General features: G+C 51.0%; 20 protein-coding genes. 8 read left to right on the forward strand and 12 right to left on the reverse strand.

Going from position 1 to position 21,606, the window contains the following annotated elements; all coding sequences use genetic code 11:
* Window positions 1-62: 62 nt before the first annotated feature.
* Together AC6CHM_RS01755 and AC6CHM_RS01760 are read right to left on the reverse strand one after the other, a co-directional pair.
* Window positions 63-320 carry a YjhX family toxin gene (locus AC6CHM_RS01755; protein WP_354344664.1) on the reverse strand — a complete coding sequence of 86 codons (258 nt, stop codon included), beginning with the start codon at window positions 318-320 and terminating at the stop codon, window positions 63-65.
* 205 nt (window positions 321-525) lie between these two features.
* Window positions 526-1,017 carry an anthrone oxygenase family protein gene (locus AC6CHM_RS01760; RefSeq protein WP_336441860.1) on the reverse strand — a complete coding sequence of 164 codons (492 nt, stop codon included), beginning with the start codon at window positions 1,015-1,017 and terminating at the stop codon, window positions 526-528.
* A 191-nt stretch (window positions 1,018-1,208) separates the two neighbouring features.
* Here AC6CHM_RS01760 and gatB point away from each other — a divergent pair, with 191 nt between their 5' ends.
* The 5 genes from gatB (at window position 1,209) to AC6CHM_RS01785 (ending at window position 4,694) form a co-directional block, all read left to right on the forward strand.
* Complete coding sequence (gene gatB, locus AC6CHM_RS01765; RefSeq protein WP_498171783.1) at window positions 1,209-2,711, forward strand: Asp-tRNA(Asn)/Glu-tRNA(Gln) amidotransferase subunit GatB; 1,503 nt, start codon at window positions 1,209-1,211, stop codon at window positions 2,709-2,711.
* A complete protein-coding gene (locus tag AC6CHM_RS01770; RefSeq protein ID WP_115051663.1) occupies window positions 2,712-3,221 on the forward strand; it encodes a GNAT family N-acetyltransferase in 510 nt (169 codons plus the stop codon).
* A complete protein-coding gene (locus AC6CHM_RS01775; RefSeq protein WP_498171785.1) occupies window positions 3,218-3,706 on the forward strand; it encodes a GNAT family N-acetyltransferase in 489 nt (162 codons plus the stop codon). Before AC6CHM_RS01770 ends, AC6CHM_RS01775 begins: the two co-directional genes overlap by 4 nt.
* 70 nt (window positions 3,707-3,776) lie before the next feature.
* Window positions 3,777-4,175, forward strand: coding sequence for an NADH:ubiquinone oxidoreductase subunit NDUFA12 (locus tag AC6CHM_RS01780; RefSeq protein WP_337353865.1), 399 nt, complete (start codon window positions 3,777-3,779; stop codon window positions 4,173-4,175).
* 147 nt (window positions 4,176-4,322) lie between these two features.
* Window positions 4,323-4,694 (forward strand): DUF2155 domain-containing protein, encoded by a 372-nt coding sequence (locus AC6CHM_RS01785; protein WP_307286496.1) that lies wholly within the window; start codon window positions 4,323-4,325, stop codon window positions 4,692-4,694.
* Window positions 4,695-4,701: 7 nt separating this feature from the next.
* Here AC6CHM_RS01785 and AC6CHM_RS01790 read toward each other — a convergent pair whose 3' ends face one another.
* The 8 genes from AC6CHM_RS01790 to AC6CHM_RS01825 form a co-directional block, all read right to left on the reverse strand.
* Entirely contained in the window at window positions 4,702-5,124 is a 423-nt protein-coding gene (locus AC6CHM_RS01790; RefSeq protein ID WP_115051659.1) for a VOC family protein, read from the reverse strand.
* 84 nt (window positions 5,125-5,208) lie between these two features.
* Window positions 5,209-5,823: a leucyl/phenylalanyl-tRNA--protein transferase gene (aat, locus tag AC6CHM_RS01795; protein WP_498171786.1), complete on the reverse strand. Its 615-nt coding sequence runs from the start codon at window positions 5,821-5,823 to the stop codon at window positions 5,209-5,211.
* A gap of 14 nt (window positions 5,824-5,837) precedes the next feature.
* A complete protein-coding gene (gene accC, locus AC6CHM_RS01800; RefSeq protein WP_498171787.1) occupies window positions 5,838-7,199 on the reverse strand; it encodes an acetyl-CoA carboxylase biotin carboxylase subunit in 1,362 nt (453 codons plus the stop codon).
* A 28-nt stretch (window positions 7,200-7,227) separates the two neighbouring features.
* Window positions 7,228-7,695, reverse strand: a complete 468-nt coding sequence (gene accB, locus AC6CHM_RS01805; RefSeq protein ID WP_498171789.1) for an acetyl-CoA carboxylase biotin carboxyl carrier protein — start codon at window positions 7,693-7,695, stop codon at window positions 7,228-7,230.
* Window positions 7,696-7,734: 39 nt separating this feature from the next.
* Complete coding sequence (aroQ, locus tag AC6CHM_RS01810; protein ID WP_498171790.1) at window positions 7,735-8,175, reverse strand: type II 3-dehydroquinate dehydratase; 441 nt, start codon at window positions 8,173-8,175, stop codon at window positions 7,735-7,737.
* Between the two features lie 114 nt (window positions 8,176-8,289).
* The gene (locus tag AC6CHM_RS01815) at window positions 8,290-9,081 is read right to left on the reverse strand and encodes a DsbA family protein (protein ID WP_498171791.1); all 792 of its coding nucleotides are present in this window, start codon (window positions 9,079-9,081) and stop codon (window positions 8,290-8,292) included.
* A 48-nt stretch (window positions 9,082-9,129) separates the two neighbouring features.
* Window positions 9,130-10,539: a M48 family metalloprotease gene (locus tag AC6CHM_RS01820; protein ID WP_307284380.1), complete on the reverse strand. Its 1,410-nt coding sequence runs from the start codon at window positions 10,537-10,539 to the stop codon at window positions 9,130-9,132.
* Between the two features lie 171 nt (window positions 10,540-10,710).
* Window positions 10,711-13,638 carry an Rne/Rng family ribonuclease gene (locus AC6CHM_RS01825; RefSeq protein ID WP_498171793.1) on the reverse strand — a complete coding sequence of 976 codons (2,928 nt, stop codon included), beginning with the start codon at window positions 13,636-13,638 and terminating at the stop codon, window positions 10,711-10,713.
* 925 nt (window positions 13,639-14,563) lie between these two features.
* Here AC6CHM_RS01825 and AC6CHM_RS01830 point away from each other — a divergent pair.
* The 3 genes from AC6CHM_RS01830 (at window position 14,564) to prfB (ending at window position 19,735) form a co-directional block, all read left to right on the forward strand.
* On the forward strand, window positions 14,564-15,793 hold the full coding sequence (locus AC6CHM_RS01830) for an N-acetylmuramoyl-L-alanine amidase (protein ID WP_498171794.1): 1,230 nt from the start codon (window positions 14,564-14,566) through the stop codon (window positions 15,791-15,793).
* Window positions 15,794-16,042: 249 nt separating this feature from the next.
* Entirely contained in the window at window positions 16,043-18,502 is a 2,460-nt protein-coding gene (locus AC6CHM_RS01835; protein ID WP_115051652.1) for a penicillin-binding protein 1A, read from the forward strand.
* A gap of 104 nt (window positions 18,503-18,606) precedes the next feature.
* A protein-coding gene (prfB, locus tag AC6CHM_RS01840) for a peptide chain release factor 2 (RefSeq protein ID WP_336441854.1) occupies window positions 18,607-19,735 on the forward strand; the annotation gives its coding sequence in 2 pieces (ribosomal slippage) (window positions 18,607-18,675 and window positions 18,677-19,735; 1,128 coding nt in all).
* Between the two features lie 6 nt (window positions 19,736-19,741).
* On the opposite strand, the gene AC6CHM_RS01845 is transcribed toward prfB, so the two are convergent.
* A complete protein-coding gene (locus AC6CHM_RS01845; RefSeq protein ID WP_498171795.1) occupies window positions 19,742-21,004 on the reverse strand; it encodes a M23 family metallopeptidase in 1,263 nt (420 codons plus the stop codon).
* A 103-nt stretch (window positions 21,005-21,107) separates the two neighbouring features.
* Window positions 21,108-21,581 carry a peroxiredoxin gene (locus tag AC6CHM_RS01850; protein ID WP_115052174.1) on the reverse strand — a complete coding sequence of 158 codons (474 nt, stop codon included), beginning with the start codon at window positions 21,579-21,581 and terminating at the stop codon, window positions 21,108-21,110.
* Between the last annotated feature and the right edge of the window lie 25 nt (window positions 21,582-21,606).

The raw sequence follows: 21,606 nt of genomic DNA on the forward strand, positions 1-21,606 counted from the left end.
ATCAAGCCTGAGACGTGACGCTGTGAGGGCTGGCGGCGGTTTTCCGCCACCAGCCCTCAGTTTCAGCGATTGTCGAGTTCCGACCGGACCAGTTGCAGACCCCGTCGCGTTACCCGATAAGGTCCACCGCCCGAAGAGGCTATGGCCTTTTTTTGCTTCAGTTTGCGAAACAGCCTTAAATCGCAGGCAGTATAGCGGGCACCATCGCGTGTAAGGCAGATGATATCCCGAATGGTTTTGTCCTCGTCCTTTTCAAGCAGAATTTTACCGCCTTGAGCGAGCAAGTGAAGAATGCGCTGTTCATCGCGCGAAATGTCCATTTGTTGAGTCCTGGAAAACGGGCAAATGCCCATGAGAAACACATCCGCAGCCGGTTTGAATTGGCTCGGGGCTCCTGTTTTCATGCCCCTGACTTCAAAGAAGTCGGGGCTTTAGCGGGACTCAGACTGATTGAACATAAAAACTCCATCGTGGATGGCGTTTATATAATGGTGTGCAGAGTGGCTGTCAAAGAGTGCAACCTTGTTAGACAGCGTTCAGCTTCCCATAGGCCAGAATAAACGCAATTAACGATCCTGTGCTGGCAAAGGTGCGTACATGATTCCATGGCACCCACTCTGCAAAATAACGTGTCCACAGTGCCGTGCCTTCCGGACTCGCCGGTGAGATGGCTTGAAGTGCATCATTGAGTGGAACATTAAACACTACGGTAATAGCGATGACGCCGATCAGGTAAAGCAAACTACCTATGAGCAACCACGCAGATCCTGGCTGCGACCAAAGCACGATGCTGGCAATGCCCAGCACAATACAAAGTAGGGCTGTACCGAAGAAGGCCATGCCAAATGTAGCATTTAGGATTGTCACGTTGATTGAATTCATTGCCGCAATGCCCTGTTCGGGCGGAAGTTTTGAAAATGCCGTCATGATGAAGCTGGAGAATGCGAAGAAAAGGCCAGCCATGATGCCGCTTCCCAAGGCAGCAAGCATCGTTAGAACGGGCAAAAGCATGATCATTATCTCTTCTCCCAAATTCCCGTTGCTATGATTGTGGTAGTACTGGTCGTTGAACGTTTCGAGCGTATAACTATATGCGGGGTGATGGAAGATACGAACATCCCGATCGAAAACGTCAGAATCACTTGCCTCATAAGCCGGATTGCACTAGCCAGTATTCAGATATTTTCAGCCAGGAACGACAGACCAGCATGACTCTTGTTGATACCCGCACGCCCGAACCCAAGCGTTTTGTCTCAGGTGCCACAGGCGATTGGGAAATCGTCATCGGTATGGAAGTCCATGCCCAGGTAACGTCTAATTCAAAGCTGTTTTCCGGTGCATCCACGACATTCGGTGCTGGCCCCAATGAGAACGTATCGCTGGTAGATGCTGCTATGCCCGGCATGCTTCCGGTTATCAATGAATGGTGTGTGCGCCAGGCTATTCGCACCGGTCTTGGCCTGAAAGCGCAAATCAACCTGAAATCCGTATTCGACCGTAAGAATTACTTTTATCCTGATTTGCCGCAAGGCTATCAGATTTCACAGTTCAAGCAGCCAATCGTCGGCGAAGGCACGATGATCATTTCGGTCGGTCCCGATAAGAAAGGCGAGTTTGAAGATATAGAAATCGGTATTGAGCGCCTGCATTTGGAACAGGATGCTGGCAAGTCGCTCCATGATCAGAACCCCACAATGTCTTATGTGGATCTGAACCGCTCTGGCGTTGCGTTGATGGAAATCGTATCCAAACCCGATATGCGCTCGTCGGACGAGGCCAAAGCCTATCTGACCAAGTTGCGTACTATCGTGCGATATCTGGGCACTTGCGATGGAAACATGGATGAAGGTTCCATGCGGGCCGACGTTAACGTTTCTGTCCGTAAGCCAGGCGGGGAATTTGGCACGCGCTGCGAGATCAAGAATGTGAACTCCATCCGCTTCGTCGGTCAAGCGATCGAATATGAGGCCCGCCGCCAGATAGCTATTCTCGAAGATGGCGGTTCCATCGATCAGGAAACTCGACTGTTTGATCCGTCCAAGGGCGAAACACGTTCGATGCGTTCGAAAGAAGAGGCGCATGATTATCGCTACTTCCCCGATCCAGATTTGCTGCCGCTCGAATTCACGCAGGCCTATGTTGACGAGTTGAAGGCTGATCTGCCGGAATTACCTGATGACAAGAAGGCGCGGCTGGTATCCAGTCTTGGGCTATCCGTTTACGACGCCTCTATTCTTGTTACTGAAAAGGCGATTGCCGATTATTATGAAGCGGTTGCCAAAGGTCGTGATGGCAAGTTATCAGCCAACTGGGTAATTAATGATCTTCTCGGAGCCTTGAACAAGGCAGGAAAAGGCATTGAAGAATCGCCAGTTTCACCGGGTCAGCTCGGCGCGATAATTGACCTCATCAAGGAAGGCGTGATTTCCGGTAAGATTGCCAAGGATCTGTTCGAGATTATCTGGAACGAAGGCGGCGATCCAAGAGAAGTGGTCGAAAGCCGAGGCATGAAACAGGTCACGGATACCGGAGCCATAGAACGGGCCGTTGATGAAATCATCGCTGCAAATCCTGATAAGGTCGAACAGGCAAAGGCTAAGCCCAGCCTTGCAGGCTGGTTCGTCGGGCAGGTGATGAAATCGACGGGCGGCAAAGCCAACCCGCAGGTTCTCAGCGATCTAGTCAAAGCCAAGCTTGGGATAACAGAATAAATGTGGGTTCGCAGCGCAACCAAGGAAGATCTGAACGCTGTTCACGACTTGCTGGTCGAAACTTGGCATGCGACCTATGACGATGTCTACGGCGTTGAAAGGGTCAACGAGATCACATCTCGCTATCACTCGTTGGAGGCGCTCAAAAAACAATTGGCCAAGCCTTACTCGGAATTCATTATTGCGGATGATGGCGCCGACATTCTCGGTATGGCCTATGCTTCGCAAAAAGATCACAAGCTTTCGATCCTGAATCAGCTTTATGTTCATCCCGAGCATCAGAAAAAAGGTGTCGGCTCTCTGTTGCTCGCCGAGGTTGAAAGTGCATTTCCCGGTGTATTCGCTTTACAGCTGGAAGTAATCGACAAGAATCGGAATGCTGTTGAGTTTTATGAGAGCAGAGGGTTTGAGAAAACCAGCACCAAGATCGATGATTGGGGCCAACCCAATTCGGGCATTTCGGTAATCGTTCTCGAAAAGTCTTTGACTGGGTATGAACTGGCGCCATGAACATCGAAAGTGGTTTGAGCTTTCGGGAAGCAACGATTGAGGATTTGCCTGCGCTTGTTGCATTGTTTGCAGATGATGTTGTTGGCGGCCATAATGACACCACGGATATTGCCGCTCTTCCCATCTATGAGAGTGCCTTTGCCGCAATTCAAAATAGCCCGAATGATCTGATTTTTGTTGGAATCATGAGCGGTGAAATTGTTGCAACGGCACAAGTGACATTCGTAACGTCACTTGTTGGGCGTGGAAGCAAGCGCATGATCATCGAAGCGGTTCAAACCCGCGCCGATATGCGCGGCAAGGGTATTGGAGGCCTGTTGATTACACATTGCCTGAAAATCGGACAGGAACGTGGAGCAAATTCGGCGCAATTGACATCGAACAATCAGAGACAGGATGCCCACCGTTTTTATGAGCGGCTGGGTTTCAAGAAATCTCATGCGGGCTTCAAGTTGAAACTACAAGCAGGTCCAGCGTCAACTTGACCCTTGCTATCAGCCAATGATACGGCCATAAACCCGGTAACAAAATGACTTCGTTGCAAGCAGGATTGCCATGAAAAACCTCATTACCCAGATTTTCACATGGTGGAACGGCCAGACCATCGGCACGCGTTTCTTTACGTGGCGCAAGGGCACGAAGGTTGGCGAAGACCAGTTTGGTAATGTTTACTATGAAGGTACCTTCGATTCAGAGGGCCGTAAGCGCCGCTGGGTGATTTATAATGGATATGCAGAGGCGTCGGCCATTCCTGCCGGATGGCATGGATGGATGCATCACCGCGTTGCGACAGCGCCTTCTCAGGAAGATTACCAGCCACATCCGTGGGAAAAGAATCATCAGCAGAATTTGACGGGCTCTTCTGCGGCATACCGGCCAAAGGGTTCGATCGCCCATGGCGATAATCGACCGACTGTTACTGGCGATTACGATGCTTGGACACCAGGCAGCTAGGCTGATTTTTTGTCGCCACAATTAATCTTTATCGACGAGGGGGAAATGCCCCCTTTGTCGTCCCGCTAAACCGGAAGTGAAATGATCCGTCTGACCCAGTTCTTTCCCTTCTCTCAAATTGTCAGCGTACTGTTTGCGGGTATCGCCATGGTTGCGAGCTATCCTACTGTGGGGTTGGCTCAGGAAAAGATTGCTAACCCAATTGCCGTATTTTCCGGCCTCGACAAGATCACCGGGCGGATCACAACCTTTGATGTCTACATCAACGAGACGGTGCAGTTTGGCGCATTACAATTGACGCCCCGCGTTTGTTACACGCGTCCCGACACGGAAGCACCAAAAACTGACACCTTCGTGGAAGTGGATGAGATCACGCTAGACCGGAAAATTCGCAAGATTTTTTCTGGTTGGATGTTCGCGGATAGCCCGGGGCTGAACGCTGTCGAGCACCCGGTCTATGACGTCTGGCTAAAATCTTGTAAGCTAAAGTCGGACATACCCGCGCCCGACAAAAGCTAGATTCATTTCATGCTGTGTGCATTGGTTTTGCGCAATTAACGATCCACGGTGTACCAAAGCGATCCGTAAACATTGCAAACTGCTGAGCCCATGATGTCTCACCAAGAGGCATCATCACGCCCTCTGCATCTTTTGAAAGATCTGCAAACAAACGTTTTGCTTCATCAGGCGTGTCAACATTGATCGCGACCGTCATGCCTTGTGCTTTTTGGAAATAGGGCGGCGGTGCGTCCGATCCCATCAATACATTGTCGCCTATCGTCAATAAGGCGTGCATGACGTTCTTTGCCGATTCAGGTGGGAAGTCTCCGCCCTCCGGCATTTCATCATAGCGGATAATCGCTTCTATCTTACCGCCCAGAACGCTTTCATAAAACTTGAAAGCCTCTTCGCATTTTCCATCGAAATTGAGATAAGCATTGATTTTCATCAGAGTTCTCCTGTTGGGTTTATTCCCGGTCAAAGGACGAATGAAAAACTATAAATCCTACTCCGTGACGAAAATATTTTTAGGTCAAAACTCAGCAGGTTGGGTGAGCGCGTTCTCCAGCATCTTCTGGTACTGGCGGCGGGGTACTTCAACAGCGCCAAACGTCTCAAGATGATCGGTGGTAAACTGTGTATCCAGCAGCGTGAAGTTCTTTTCGATCAAATGGCTAACCAGATGAACGAGACAGACCTTTGAAGCATCACGCTCTCGTGAAAACATGCTTTCGCCAAAGAAGGCAGAACCAAGAGATATTCCGTAAAGTCCACCCACGAGCCGGCCATCGCGCCAGGCTTCGACCGTATGACAATAGCCAAGCTTGAACAGCTTGCCATAGGCTTCGCGAATTGGCTGGTTTATCCACGTGCGAGCACGCTCGCCGCTACCACTTGCGCAACCATCGATTACGCCGGCGAAATCCGTATCATAGCGAATATCAAAAAGTGCCTTACGCACCGTTTTGCGCAGACTACGTGAGACGTGGAAGTTTTCAAACGGGATAATACCGCGCTTTTCAGGGCGAACCCAAAAGATTTCCGGATTGTCCGCCTCTTCTGCCATAGGAAAGATCCCGGTTGCATATGCACGAAGCAGCAATTCGGGGTCCAGTATCAATGATTTTTCCGGGTTGTTACCCGCCATGCTTACGCCTTGAATTATTCTTCGGCCGTAACTGGAGCATCACCAGCCAAATATTTTTCAAGCCAGTGAATATCATAGTCGCCATTGGCAATGTCAGGGTTGTTAATCAAATCCTGAAAAAGGGGCAGGGTTGTCCTAACCCCATCGACAACAAATTCATCGAGCGCACGGCGTAGACGCATCATACATTCGACGCGATTGCGGCCGTGCACGATGAGCTTGCCGATGAGGCTATCATAATATGGCGGGATTTTATAACCCGTATAGACACCCGAATCGACACGGATACCAAGCCCGCCCGGCGTGTGCCAATGCGTGATCTTGCCTGGAGACGGCGTGAACGTCCGAGGATCTTCTGCGTTGATCCGGCATTCAATCGCATGGCCAGAAAAACGGATATCTTCCTGCTTGACTGAAAGGCCGCCGCCAGAGGCAACACGTATCTGCTCGTGAACAAGATCAATGCCGGTTATGGCTTCGGTCACTGGATGCTCAACCTGAAGGCGTGTGTTCATTTCGATGAAATAGAACTCGCCATTTTCATAAAGAAACTCGATCGTACCCGCACCGCGATAGCCCATATCGGCCATGGCATTGGCGCAGATCATACCGATCTTTTCGCGTGCATCGGAATTCAGGGCAGGAGAGTTTGCTTCTTCCCATACCTTCTGGTGGCGGCGCTGTAGCGAACAGTCGCGTTCACCGAGATGCACGGCATTACCGAAGCCGTCGCCCATGATCTGAACTTCGATGTGGCGTGGCTTCTGTAGGTATTTTTCAATATAGACCGCATCATCGCCAAAAGCTGCGCCAGCTTCAGAACGTGCAGTCGACAGAGCAACTGAAAGCTCGTCCTCGTTGAGCGCGACCTTCATGCCGCGCCCACCGCCACCAGCCGAAGCTTTGATGATGACCGGATAACCGATCTCGGCGCAAATACGCGCTGCTTCAGCGTCATCCGTCACGCCGCCATCAGAGCCAGGGACGACGGGAATGCCAAGACGTTTTGCAGTCCGCTTGGCTTCGATTTTGTCGCCCATGATACGGATATGAGCTGCGGTCGGTCCAATGAAGGTAATATTATGCGCTTCAAGAATTTCTGCGAACTTTGCATTCTCCGAAAGAAAGCCATAACCGGGATGAATTGCATCTGCCCCGGTGATTTCGCATGCAGCAACGATCTGATGGATATTCAGATAGCTATCACGTGAAGGCGGCGGTCCAATACAAACGCTTTCGTCGGCGAGACGTACATGCATGGCATCTGCGTCGGCGGTGGAATGGACGGCAACCGTTTGAATGCCAAGCTCTTTGCATGCGCGAAGCACGCGCAGGGCAATTTCACCGCGATTGGCTATGAGTATTTTTTGAAACATTGCGCTCTCGATCTAATAACGGTTCCGTCTATTCGATAACGACCAGAAACTCGCCATACTCAACCGGTTGGCTGTCTGAAACGAGGATCGAGGTAACCGTGCCAGCGCGAGGTGAGGCGATCTGGTTCATCGTCTTCATGGCTTCGATGATCAGGAGTGTCTGACCTTCCTTGACCTGAGTGCCAACCTCGATAAATGCGCGAGCGCCAGGGGCAGGAGACAAATACACTGTGCCAACCATGGGAGAAGGAACCGCATTCTTCGACGGGTCACTGGCTGGAGCAGCGGGCGCAGCGACGGAAGCCGGGGGCGCAACCGCTGCCGGTGCCTGAGCCTGAGCGTAAACAGGAGCACTGGCCTGCATCGTTATTTGCCGCGATACGCGAATGCGAAGATCGCCCTGTTCAATTTCGATATCTGTAAGGTCTGTCTCGTTCAGGATTTCCGCAAGATCGCGGATCATGACCTTATCGATCCCGTTGGTTTTGGTAGCCATGCTTGTTCAAGCCCCTTATTACTGTTTGGCGAATGCCGATTATTGCGGCGCCAGCTTGATGAGTGCGCGTAAACCCATGACATAGCCATCAACTCCAAAGCCACATAGCACCCCTTTGGCCAAAGAGGAAACGTAAGAGTGATGACGGAATGACTCGCGCGCGTGAATGTTTGAAATATGAACTTCCACTAGGGTAACACCAGCAGCACGAATGGCATCATGCAGCGCAATGGAAGTATGCGTGTAGGCCGCGGGATTTATCAGCACGAGAGCACGGCGCTCTCCCGCTTCCTGAATCCAGTTTACCAGATCACCTTCATGATTGGATTGGCGAAACTCGATGTCCACACCGAGAACCTCGCCCTCGGCCCGGCACATAGCTTCAATATCGCTCAATGTCGTTGCACCATAAATCCCGGGTTCACGCTTTCCCAGCATGTTGAGATTCGGGCCGTTGAGGATGAAGACTTGCTTTTTCATGTTTACCGGGCAGGTTAAAGGTTCTGGTCCCATATAGACGGCTTACGGCCACGCGGAAAGCCTGCAAATACGCCTTATTGCTTGTCCACAATTCGTTTTGGCAAGAAGCAACAATTATTTGTTGCGAATGTGGCTGATTTTCTCCGCCAATGCATCTGCTCCTAGTGCCCCGGGGACAACTTCATTGCCTATAATATAAGAGGGCGTGCCGGTAATGCTCAGGCTTTGCGCCAATTCGAAATTGGTGCGGAAAGCATTGGCAATCTCGGGCTGCTTCATTGTTTCGCGCATCTTGGCCTCATCGGCTCCCAGTTTAACGGCGATTGCCATCGCAGATTCTTCTGTCGCGCGCCCCTCCGCGCCAAGAAGGTCCCGGTGAAATTCAAGATATTTTTCGGGCATCAGAGTTTTAAAGGACTTCGCAACAAGATGAGCGCGTGTTGAATCCGGACCAAGAATTGGAAACTCTTTCATGACAAATCGGAGATTGGGATCGCTTTTAAGGAGCGCGTCCATATCTGGCAGGGCCTTTTTGCAGTAGCCGCAATTATAATCGAAAAACTCCACTATCGTAACGTCGCCCTCCGGATTTCCGAAAACAGCATCCATCGGCGATTGAAAAATCTTGTTGTTATTCTCACTTATTATTTCTGTAGAAGCTGCCTGCTGAGCCGCTTCCTGTTTTTCATTAAGTGCTGTTTGAACTTCGATCATAACCTCCGGGTTGTTGATCAGATAGTTCCTGACAATACCCTCAACCTCGGCGCGGTCGATTGCGGGCGCTGCGATAGCTACTGGTTCAGGCGCAGCAAGCGCGATTTCCGAGCGGCCCGCTTGATAACCCAATACCAAAGCGCCGATACCAATAAGCCCGGCGGCAATGCCGATGAGGGGGGCTTTTGTCATGTTATTCGTCCTTTTCGTTCCGTAGGCAGATTGCCTGCCCTTGGCAGATCACTTGCTCTTACCGCGCTTGGCATTGATTATGTCTTGCGCTTGTATCCACTCGGGCGAACCCTTTTGCAAGGCGCGTTGGGCGCGGATCGCAAAGATTTGAGCGTCTTGAATTTTCCCGGAATAGTATTTTTCCTCAGCGCTCGCTAAATCGGAACGTGCCGCATCCCCAAGCTGTCCATAAGCTTGCGCCAGATAAGCATAGCCTGTGGGTGATTCGCGGTCGCGGCCAATACTTGCCTTCAACTCGCTCACCGCGATTTTCAAATTATCAGGCTTCCCGGTAAGCATCAATGTTCGCCCGTAATTCATCCTGATCAGACTCGACTTTCTCGGATCCAGGTCGCTCGCCCTTTGGAAAGCTTTCGCAGCTTGATCAAGCTTGCTCTGTTTCAATAATATTTCGCCGCGAATTTCTTCGAAATAGGGATTTTTGGGTTGCTGTTTAATCAACGCATTGATCTTGCTGAGCGCCGACTCTGTAGAGCCATTGAGAAAAGTCGCAATTGCGTCTCCGTAACGCGCGCCAATGTTGGTTGGGTCTTTGCGGAATGTTTGAAGGACTCTGGCTCCTCCGGCGGTATAGGCGGCAATTTTGCCCCGCATAAGATCATGTCGCTGTTGCAGCGCCGGGCTGTCCTTCTTATCGAAATTCGGACTTCCCCGCGCCAATGTCTCTAGATTGGCAATGCGTTCACGTGGCATGGGATGGCTGATACGGTATGGATCAACCCGCGTTCCTGTAAGGGACAAGGCATTCGAGAAACGTTCGAATGTCGTCAACATGCCTTTGGCAGACTGACCAGTATTTGCCAGATAGGTAATCGCGGAACGATCAGCAGCCATTTCTTCGGTGCGCTGATAGTTTAGAAGATTGCGCATTGCAGCTTCGGGAGCGCCCATGGCAATACCACCGCCAGCCTGAGCCAAACCACTTTGCTTGCTGGCAGCACCGGCAATTGCAGCCCCAATGCCTAATAAGCCGGCAACAACGGCCATTGTCTTTGCTGCTGCAAGCTGTTCGCGCAGTTTGAACTGATGACCTCCGGCCAGATGACCTGTCTCGTGGGCCAATACACCGATGATTTCATTGGGTGTTTCGGCTTCAAGAAGCGCACCGGTATTGATAAATATGCGTCGGCCATCGACAAACGCGTTAAAGCTGGGACTATTGACCAGAACGATTTTAATCGACTGTTTGCCGAGGCCAGCCGTCTTGATAATCGGTGCGGCATAGTCTGTGACCAGTGCCTCGATTTCAGCGTCGCGAACAATGGGTACAGAGGATGACTGGGCGAATGCATTGCCAGTCTGAATTATACCAACCACACTGGCTGTGACGACGGCAACGGCTCCGCGCATAAAACTCGCGATGGACCCAAACAAAACTGTCTTTTGTAATACGATCATATCTATTCGTACCCAAATCAATCTTTGAAAGAAAGAGCGCTCTCAAAAGCTCCTTGAAATGTGAAAACTAGGTTTATTTAGGTAAAGTTTGATTTTTTTTATGAAATATTTGCCAAAAAGAAAAACCGGCTATTTGCCGGTTTCTCTTCATTCTAAGATTTTTTTGGGTTTCTAAAAGAAGCCCTTCTTTTGCCACCAGCCTTTTTTGGGAGCTGGTTCGTTATCAGCATTCTTATCTTTTCCAGTAGAGGTGACGACAGGCGTGCTGTCCTCAACTTTTTTGGGTGCAGGTGCAGCCTCAACTGCGGGTTCGGGTGTCGGCTCGATCTTCGGCTCCGGCGCTGCGGCAATAGGTTCCGTAACAACAGCATCGTCGACAACAGTGGTCTCAGCCTTTTTTCTAGGTTTGCGTGGCGCACGCTTCGGCTTCGCCGGAGTCTCTGCATCTGCTTCGTTTGCAGGCACTTCAGAAGTAACAGTCTCAACCTTTTCAGGGCTCGCTTTGGCACGCGAACGACGCTTGGTGGGTGCTTTTACCGGTGTTTCTTCAGCAGCAATTGCTTCAGCGGCCACCGTTTCCGAGTTTTCGGGGGCAACTACCGGCGCTTCTGCGATCACAACAGAAACATCCGCAAGCTTGGCTTTGGAGAAATCTGGAAGAGGGATCGAGACAAAAACAGGCTCGGCGTCCGGCACCGCATTTACAAGGGGACGATTTAAATTGTCACCCTCATCAAAGCGCTTGTTCTTGCGCCCGCCGCGACGTCCACGACGACGTTTCTTGCGACGCTCATTTTCTTCTTCACGGGCTGCTGCCTGAGCAGCGTTTTCACCCTCTACAGGTGGCTGCTCGGCATCATCGGAGTCGTCTTCGCCGATTGGCTGATCACCTTGTTCAGAACCGCCGTTTTCGTGGCGATCACGACCGCCGCGCCGCCGCCGCTTACGCTTACGCTTACGCGATGCATCATCGTCTGAACGCGAAGTTTCAGTCAAAACGGTTTCGGTTTCGTCGTCAACTTCTTCGATGACCGGGTCACTCTCATCAAAATCTTCAGCGATATTAAGTGCCTGCGTTTCCGAGAGGGGTACAATTGGACCGACCGCCAAGGAACCCTTGTCGATGGCGAAATGCTGGGCACCGACGCTATCATCGGCCTCAATGCTGATAGTCAAACCAAAGCGAGTTTCAAGATCTGCAAGATTTTGACGCTTCTGATTCAATACATAAAGGGCCGTTGCAACTGTTGTGCGGACAATGATGTTGTTCTGCGAATGACGCAGCAAGTATTCCTCAATTGAACGCATAACATGTAACGCTATTGATGAAGCGGAACGAACATGGCCCGTACCACCACACATGGCGCAAACCTGTGTCGTGCTTTCCAGAACACTGGCGCGAATGCGCTGTCGAGACATTTCGAGCAATCCGAAATGCGAAATGCGTCCGACCTGGATGCGGGCGCGATCATCTTTAAGACAATCCTTCATCCGCTTTTCAACCGCACGATTATTGCGGTTTTCTTCCATATCGATGAAGTCGATAACGATGAGGCCGGCGAGATCGCGCAGACGCAATTGGCGCGCTATTTCATCTGCTGCTTCAAGATTTGTCTGGAGCGCTGTGTCTTCAATTGAATGTTCTCGGGTCGAGCGACCGGAATTGACATCAATCGCGACCAGAGCTTCCGTCTGATTGATGATAATATAGCCACCCGATTTCAGCGTAACTTGCGGCTGCAGCATGCGGTCGAGTTGCGCCTCAATCCCATTGCGGGCAAAGATTGGCGTCATGTCACGATAAGGCTGCACAACCTTTGCATGGCTCGGCATAAGCATGCGCATGAAATCCTTGGCTTCGCGATAGCCATTCTCGCCAGCCACCTGAATCTCGGTGATGTCTTTATTGTAAAGATCCCGGATTGAGCGCTTAATCAAGCTGCCTTCCTCGTAAACGAGGGTAGGTGCACTGGATGCTAAAGTAAGACTGCGCACATTTTCCCAAAGGCGCATCAAATATTCATAATCGCGTTTGACTTCAGGCTTCGTGCGCATGGCGCCCGCAGTGCGTAGGATAACACCCATACCTTTCGGTACTTCAAGATCCTTGACTATATCCTTGAGGCGCTTGCGGTCCTGAATGCTGGTAATCTTGCGTGAAATACCACCGCCGCGGGCAGTATTTGGCATAAGCACAGAATAGCGCCCGGCTAGAGATAGATAGGTTGTAAGGGCAGCACCCTTGTTGCCGCGCTCCTCCTTAACGACCTGAACCAGCAATATCTGACGACGCTTGATAACGTCCTGAATATTATACTGACGGCGCTGAAAGCGCTGATGCGTTGGAACCTCTTCCATGGCATCTTCGGCTCCAACGGACTCGACTTCGTCGAGCTCATCATGTGCTTCTTCTTTATCGTCGTTCGAACGGTGGCGTGAACGCCTGGAGCGTGTTTGACCACCTTCCGATTCCACGATCTTGTCGTCATCGTGGGACACGTCATCCAAATCAGACTGGATTGCCTCTGAAATAACGTCCGTCTCAATGGCTGCAGCCATGGTCTGACCGTTGCCGTTATCAGATGAATCACTATCTTCCAGATCGACGTGGGGCTGTTCAGATGTTTCAGAAACATCGCTGACTTCACCGGCCACAGTGTTATCATCCGAATCGCCGGACTCTAGTTTTGCAGCATCGTCGCCCTGACGCGAACCGCGGCGTCCGCGCCGCCGATTACGCGAGCCACGATCATTACGATCACGTGTGCGTTGTTCGCTGGCGTTTTCGTCATGATCTTCATCTTGGCTGGCTGCTTCCGCTTCCGCTTCGATTAAAGCCTGACGATCTGCAACCGGGATCTGATAGTAATCCGGGTGAATTTCGCTAAAGGCCAGGAAACCATGGCGGTTGCCGCCATATTCCACAAAAGCTGCCTGAAGAGACGGCTCTACGCGCGTTACTCGCGCAAGATAAATATTACCTTTGATTTGTTTCTTGTGTTCTGATTCGAAATCAAATTCTTCAATTCGATTGCCGCGAACCACGACAACGCGTGTTTCCTCCTGGTGGGAGGCGTCGATTAGCATTTTGTCCGACATTATATCTGTTCTCCCCGGCTAAAACGCTGGCAACCCTCAACAGCCAGGATGCCCGTGGGGCTCCTGGCGCGGGGAGTTCACATTTGCCGGATTTATTAAAGTTCGCAGGAACAGACAAAACTGGCGTCGCGCGAAGCTGCCCTGAGGCAACCGCGGCTTGCAAGCCGGTTATGATACTGTCTGTTACAAACATTCCTGTTCCTGACGAAACGACCTCATGAATGGCACGCTTTTCACGCTGTGCCGACCCGTTACTGCGTCGTGCGTCCTTAAACGCACTAAGGACGCAGTAACAAACTTAAGATTCTGCATGATTCAAAAATCGTAGATTTCTGGACCATGCGGTAACACCCTTGATAGGGCTGGCGTGATGCGCCTTGTCCGGGCGATCTGCCGTTCACAAAAAGCGCTACAGACATTCCCTGTCCGCTCGCGCCAAATTCTTTTTCGGTTAGCCACAGCGAAATCGCTCTCGCCACTCCAGATCATGTACTTTTGTCATCCGGTCTTAGCCGTGACATTAAAGTTCCTGATTCCAAGGGGCATGAAACTAACCCACCTTTGCTTTTAGGAGGTGTGCTGCATTATGACAAGGGCTTCTTCATAATCGTGTCATTCTAGTGTCTTTCTTGTTTAAATAGGATCGTTCTTTGGAAGAGAATTTGGACCGAATGTTCGGTTTAGCTTCGCACCATGGACGGTCGTCTGTCTTGCCATCCGCGAGTTGGAACTGATCGTTTTTAAATTCTATTTGAACAAAGAAGGATTCAATGTGCAGGATGCGGCCCATAAGACAATATTAACCATAGCTCTCTACCTACTATTGTAGGATATGGCCCCTGCGGGGTGCAGGCACCTGCCTGATCTGATACAGAAGAGGCGCCCGCGGGGGTATTCGCCCCAGTTGGTCTCGATCGGTAAAGAGATGAATGTGATCTGTCGGATAGTTGTAGCCGCATTTGCAGGCTTACTCATTTTTATATCGGCGACTGGAAGTTCTTATGCGTCCGATGGATTGGCTGCTCTGACCTACCAGGCGGCTGGTGATGAGTTGCGCACACGCGTTGTTATCAATTTTGACCGTGAACCCGATATCTCAACCATGTTGCTTGACCATCCGCACAGGCTTGTCGTGGACATGCCAAAGACCGTTTTTGCCTTCGATAAAAAATCCGTTGAATCACGGGGGCTTGTAGATGATGTGCGTTATGGAATGCTCGATTCGGAGCGTTCCAGGCTCATTTTCTCCCTCAAGGGTCCCTTCGCCGTAGAGCGTATTGATGTCATCAAGAACGACAATAGTCCTGGCTACCGGCTGGTTGCCGATCTCGTCGCGTCTTCAGATAGAAAATTTGCTGATGATCTGAGAACACAGAACGCTACCACCGCGTCTACTGAAAGCACCCCAACGCGGGATAGGGTCGTCGCTGCTACGCCGGACGAAACGAACAAAACTGCCAAGCCTTTTACCGTGGTCATTGATCCGGGGCATGGCGGCATCGATAGTGGCGCGGAAAGCGCGGGCGGCATCATGGAAAAGAATGTTACGCTGATGTTTGCCCAGCAATTGCGCGATGAGCTTGCCAAAATACCCGGTATGCGCATCGAAATGACCAGAACGGACGATACATTCCTGCGGCTTACCGAGAGGGTTCGTGTTGCGCGCCAATATGAGGCGGATCTGTTTATTTCGCTGCATGCGGATACGATCAATCGGGGCAATATTCGCGGTGCCACGGTTTATACTGTTTCCGACAAGGCTTCTGACGCCGAATCGCGCGCTATGGCGGATCGAGAAAATCGAGCCGATGCTGTGGCAGGTATTACATTTGACGGTGAGGCGCCGGAGATTGCCGATATCCTTATGGATCTGACGCGGCGTGAAACCCATAATTTTTCACTGAGGTTTGCCAAAAATGTGGTGGATTCCCTCAGAAAAGAAGTGAACATGATCAATAATCCGCACAGATTTGCAGGATTTCAGGTCTTGCGCGCCCCCGATGTGCCTTCGGTGCTGGTTGAAATCGGCTACTTGTCGAACGCTGAAGATGAAAAACTCATGCTTGATCCGGCATGGCGCGCCCATGTAGCAACTAGACTTGCAACGGCAGTCGCTGCATTTTCCGGATTAAAGACTGCTGGCGCGCAGAATTAGGCCGCGTGAGTTCATCCATGCGTGCGTTGCCGAAACTCCACAATTAGTATTTAAATTGTGAACGCAGATGGGTTGTCCTTGCCTTTGTCACATTTGTCGCCCAATTGCGTCAGCAACATCCGGCGTTCGCCAATGTGATACCGGATATGGAAAACCCTTCGGGGGTTGGTGTTTTCCGCAACACGACCTGCATAAATTCAAGTGCAGCAATGTTAAATGCCAACTGGGTAAAATGGATTCCGGATACAAATGATACGCTTGATCGGATATTTTTTCGGAATCGGCACGGTGATGGCACTGCTGGGTGCCGCAGGCGTGGCACTTTACGTTGTCAGTATTTCCAAGGATTTGCCGGACTACGAGGTTTTGGCGAAATACGAACCGCCAGTTATGACGCGGGTTCACTCATCGGACGGGCAACTGATGGCGGAGTTTGCTCGGGAACGCCGGCTATATCTGCCAATTCAGGCAGTTCCGGATCGGGTGAAGGCCGCCTTTATCTCAGCCGAAGACAAGAATTTCTATCAGCATCCAGGTGTCGACATCAGCGGTTTGGCGCGCGCCATTGTCGTAAATATCCAGAATTGGGGTGCACGGCGTCCTGTCGGCGCTTCGACCATCACGCAACAGGTCGCCAAGAATTTTCTTCTCAGTAACGATCAGACCATTGGCCGGAAGGTCAAGGAAGCCATTCTTTCGTTCCGTATTGAGCAAGCCTATTCAAAGGACCGTATTCTTGAGCTTTATCTCAATGAGATTTTCTTCGGTTTGAACTCATACGGTATCGCCGGAGCGGCGCTTACATACTACAACAAGTCAGTCAATGAACTGACTATCGCGCAGGCAGCCTATCTCGCCGCGCTGCCAAAGGGCCCTTCGAATTATCATCCCTTCCGCCAGCCAGATCGCGCAATCGAGCGCCGAAACTGGGTTATCGATCGCATGGCCGAAAATGGCTATGTGACGATGGAAGAAGCTAAGGAAGCAAAGACAGAGCCTTTGGGTGTAACACCGCGTCACACGGGCAATTACCTCTTTGCGTCGGAGTATTTCACTGAAGAAGTGCGCCGTCAGATCATTCAACGTTATGGCGAGAATGCATTGTATGAGGGCGGACTGTCTGTCCGCACCACCCTCGATCCCAAAATGCAGGTTCAGGCACGCGCCGCATTGCAGCATGGCCTCTTCAAGTTTGACGAAGGCAAAGGCTATCGCGGCGCATATAAAACCATTTCGACAGCAGGCGATTGGGGTATTCCACTTTCCGAAATCAAAGAGTTTTCGGACGTCCCGGATTGGAAGCTAGCCGTTATTCTGGAAGTTACACCGCAGCAGGCGGTAATCGGATTGCGACCGGAACTGGATGCATCTGGCAAAGTTGTGCAGGAACGCACACAGGGCACAATCGCTGCTGATGATGTCAAATGGGCGTTCCGCATCATAGACGGTGACAAGCGCACCACTGCCAAATCGCTGGAGGGTGTGTTCAAAGTCGGCGATGTCGTATTTGTCCAGAAAAAAGAAGGCAGCGAGGCTGAATTCGATCTGCACCAAATTCCCAAGATTGAAGGTGGTGCTGTTGCGATGGATCCACATACAGGACGTGTCCTCGCAATGGTTGGCGGTTTCTCCTTCGCTCAATCTGAGTTCAATCGCGCAACGCAGGCCATGCGCCAGCCAGGCTCTTCCTTCAAGCCGTTTGTTTACTCAGCAGCGCTCGATAATGGATATACACCGGCGTCCGTGGTTCTCGACGGACCAATCTCGGTTGACCAAGGTGGAAGCCTCGGCGTTTGGGCACCGAAGAACTACAGCGGCAAATTTGCTGGACCATCGACTCTGCGCTACGGCATTGAACAGTCTCGCAATTTGATGACTGTTCGCCTTGCCCAGGACATGGGCATGAAGCTCGTTGCGGAATACGCCGAACGCTTTGGCATTTATGACAAAATGCTGCCAGTTCTGGCAATGTCACTTGGATCTGGCGAAACGACGGTCTTGCGTATGGTAACTGGCTATTCAATCATCGCCAATGGTGGTCGCAAGATCACGCCTTCCATGGTTGACCGCATTCAGGACCGCTACGGCAAGACTGTGTTCAAGCACGACGAACGCAAGTGCGAAAAGTGCTCCGCTGAGCAATGGAATGGTCAGGACGAACCCGAACTGATCGATGATAGGGATCAGGTGCTCGATCCGATGACTGCTTATCAGATTACTTCCATGATGGAGGGCGTGGTCCAGCGCGGCACTGCCACTATTCTTAAGAGTCTGAACCGTCCGATTGCTGGAAAGACCGGAACGACGAATGATGAAAAAGACGCCTGGTTCATAGGCTTTACGCCTGATCTCGTTTTCGGTGTTTATCTCGGGTACGACAATCCTCAACCCATGGGACACGGTTTTACAGGTAGCGGTCTTGCTGCTCCCGTATTTAAGGCCTTTGCTGAAGCTGCCTTGAAAGATCAAAGGTCAGTTGATTTCCGGGTACCCGACGGGATGACGGTTCTGCCTATTGATCGTAAAACTGGTATGCAGGCGTCCGAAGGTGGTGCCAATGTCATAATGGAGGCTTTCAAGCCGGGTACTGGCCCAGCAGGCAGCTATTCAGTTATCGGCATGGATACTTTCTCCGAAGGTTCACCTGTTGAAGTTCAGTCACCTAACGTCAACCGGGCAATACAGGGCGGCGGCGGCGGACTCTTCTGATCCTCAATCCTTGTGTCTTGGTCGAAGTTTTCAAGACTTTACATCGCGCGGACCAGTCAATATGGTCCGCCGAAATTTGAATGAACTTTAAGGAATAATACCCCATGCGCGCCGAAATCGAGACGCTGGTCGATGAGATCAAGCAGGCCATAAGCCTGCTGAGGAGGCATCTTTGACTGGGATACTTCAATCAAACGTTTGGGCTATCTGAACCAGCTTGCAGAAGATCCTGCGCTATGGAACGACGCGCAGGAAGCACAAAAATTGATGCGTGAGCGTCAACAGCTCGAAGACAGCATCAATTCCATTCGTACATTGTCGCAAACGCTCGAAGACAACATCGAGTTGATCGCCATGGGCGAAGAGGAAAGCGACAAGTCCATTGTCGACGAAGCTGAGGCCGCTATCCGCGACATTAAAACCGAAGTCGACAGGCGTCAGATTGATACACTCCTGTCAGGCGAGGCCGATGCCAACGATACCTATGTCGAAGTGCATTCCGGTGCCGGTGGTACTGAAAGCCAGGACTGGGCCAATATGCTCTTGCGCATGTATACACGCTGGGCGGAACGTAAGGGCTATAAGGTAGAATTACTGGAAGTTCATTACGGGGAAGAAGCAGGTATTAAATCTGCGACAATTCTCGTTAAGGGACACAATGCCTATGGTCTCATGAAGACAGAGTCGGGTGTGCATCGGCTGGTTCGTATTTCGCCTTACGATTCGAATGCACGGCGACATACTTCGTTCTCCAGCATTTGGGTCTATCCCGTTGTTGACGATAATATCGACATCGCGGTTACGGAAGCAGATGTGCGCATCGACACATATCGTGCGTCTGGTGCCGGAGGCCAGCACGTAAACACTACCGATTCTGCAGTGCGTATCACGCACATTGCCACTGGAATCGTTGTGCAGTGTCAGGCTGAACGTTCGCAGCATAAGAACCGCGCAACCGCATGGTCAATGTTGCGCGCGCGGCTTTATGAAGCTGAATTGGAGAAGCGCGAACAAGCGGCTGACGCCATTTCCGCTTCGAAAACCGATATTGGTTGGGGGCATCAAATTCGCTCATACGTTCTTCAGCCTTATCAATTGGTGAAGGATCTGCGCACAGGCGTTGAAAGCACCAGTCCTCAGGATGTGCTCGACGGCGAAGTCGATATGTTCATGGAAGCCGCACTTGCGCACCGGGTGCATGGTACCGATGTCGAAGTGGAAGATATCGCCTAAGGATTACTATAGCTCGGCTGCAATCTGGCGGCCGATGCTGAGAAAGCTGGCTGGGTTTACAGCATTACCGCTTTTGCGGACTTCGTAGTGAAGGTGAGGGCCAGTCGATCGCCCGGTGCTGCCAGCTTTGCCAATGATATCGCCGATATTGACTTGTTGCCCAGGTGCTACAAGAATCTGGCTCAAGTGGCCATAGCGCGTCGAAAGACCATTATCGTGGTCGAGATCAATCATGTTACCATAACTGCCATTATAATCGGCAGCAGTGACTGTTCCCTTGGCCGTGGCATAGACAGAACTTCCACTTGCCGCTCGAAAATCCATGCCGGAATGGAATGCCAATAGCCCGAGCAGGGGGTCTCTGCGGATACCGAATGAGCTGGAAACCGGCATGCCTGGTACAGGATGAGCGATGGGAGTTGAGTTCGCCAGTGTTTTAGCTTGCTCGAGCTCTACAAGCGCAGCATCAAGATCAGAAATATTTGACTCAAAATCGGTAGCCTGGCTCGCATTTGCCAGGATCAACGGCCCTCCGGTGCCAGCCCGCTCGCCGAGCGCAGGAGAGGTTATACCTGCATTTGCAAGTGCGCCTTTAATTGAATTCGCGCGTTCATAAGCCTTAATTGATAATGCCTGCAATCGCTTGGCTTGAAGTGTTTCAAGTTTACCAAGTGAATAATCAACACGGTCGAATAACAGCTCAGCCTTATCAACGCCAAGCTTTGACGGCTTACCTTGGGTCGGGACGATCTTCCGGCTCGTTGTCGTTGGACCTGTAATAATGGGATCAATTCCATAATATCCATCGGATTCTTCTGAATCAATGCCAGGACCAGTGTTGTCGGCCCGAAGTTGTAAGGGTAGGCTTTCGCTCGCGCGCTGGAGTACAGGTGCCAAACGATTATTCTGTTCGCTCAATATTTTCTGGCGATCAATGAGTTCGCTTATTTTGCCTTCCATAAGCTTCTGATCGAGCATCTGGCGGCTTGTTACCCGATCCAGCTGCGTTCGAAGCGCAGCGATGCGATCCTCATAAGCCTGTTGCAGACGTGCTTGGCGTGCAACACTGCCGTGGATCAGGTCGTCACGAAAGACCAGATAGGATGTGGCCAACAGATAGCAAGCAGCCAGTCCGATCGCGAGGGTCCCCACCGCAATCGTCATCCAAGGTTTCAAAGTGAAATGGCGAATGGTATCGCCCCGCGCGACAATAATCGTGTGGGGCTCATTTGCGCCGTTGAAGATACGTTGATTTTGAAGTTTCTTCACTGCGGCTACACCATTGTTAGCAGCTTCAATCTTTCAACTATTAGACTTCAGTAAGGTTAATAAACTCTAATAAAGTGCAAGATATCAATGCTTTCGATGGCTGTCAGGCAATGAGAGCCTTGGTTTCTTGCAATACTTCGGCTGCGTGACCAGGAACTTTGACCTTGTTCCAAATTTTTGCAATTTTGCCGTCGGCACCAATGAGAATTGTTGTACGCTCGACTCCCATATATTTGCGGCCATACATGCTTTTCTCAACCCAGAGGCCATATGCATCAACAATCTTTTTGTCTTCATCCGCGACCAGAGCGATTTTCAGATCGTGCTTGGCGATAAACTTGTCGTGTTTTTTAACGGGGTCAGGCGACATGCCAATGACCTTTGCTCCCAGCTTTTCAAATTCGGTTTTCAGTCCAGAAAATTCAATGGCTTCTTGTGTGCAGCCGCTGGTATCATCCTTGGGATAAAAGTACAGAACCACAGGGCCGCCGCGTAGCGCTGACAATGTGATCGCGCCACCACCATCTTTCGGCAACGTAAAATCCGGAGGTGTGTTACCAATTTCGAGAATTGTCATAGGAATGCCTTTCTTTGATTCTTGT

Source organism: Phyllobacterium sp. GQ127, from assembly GCF_059758635.1.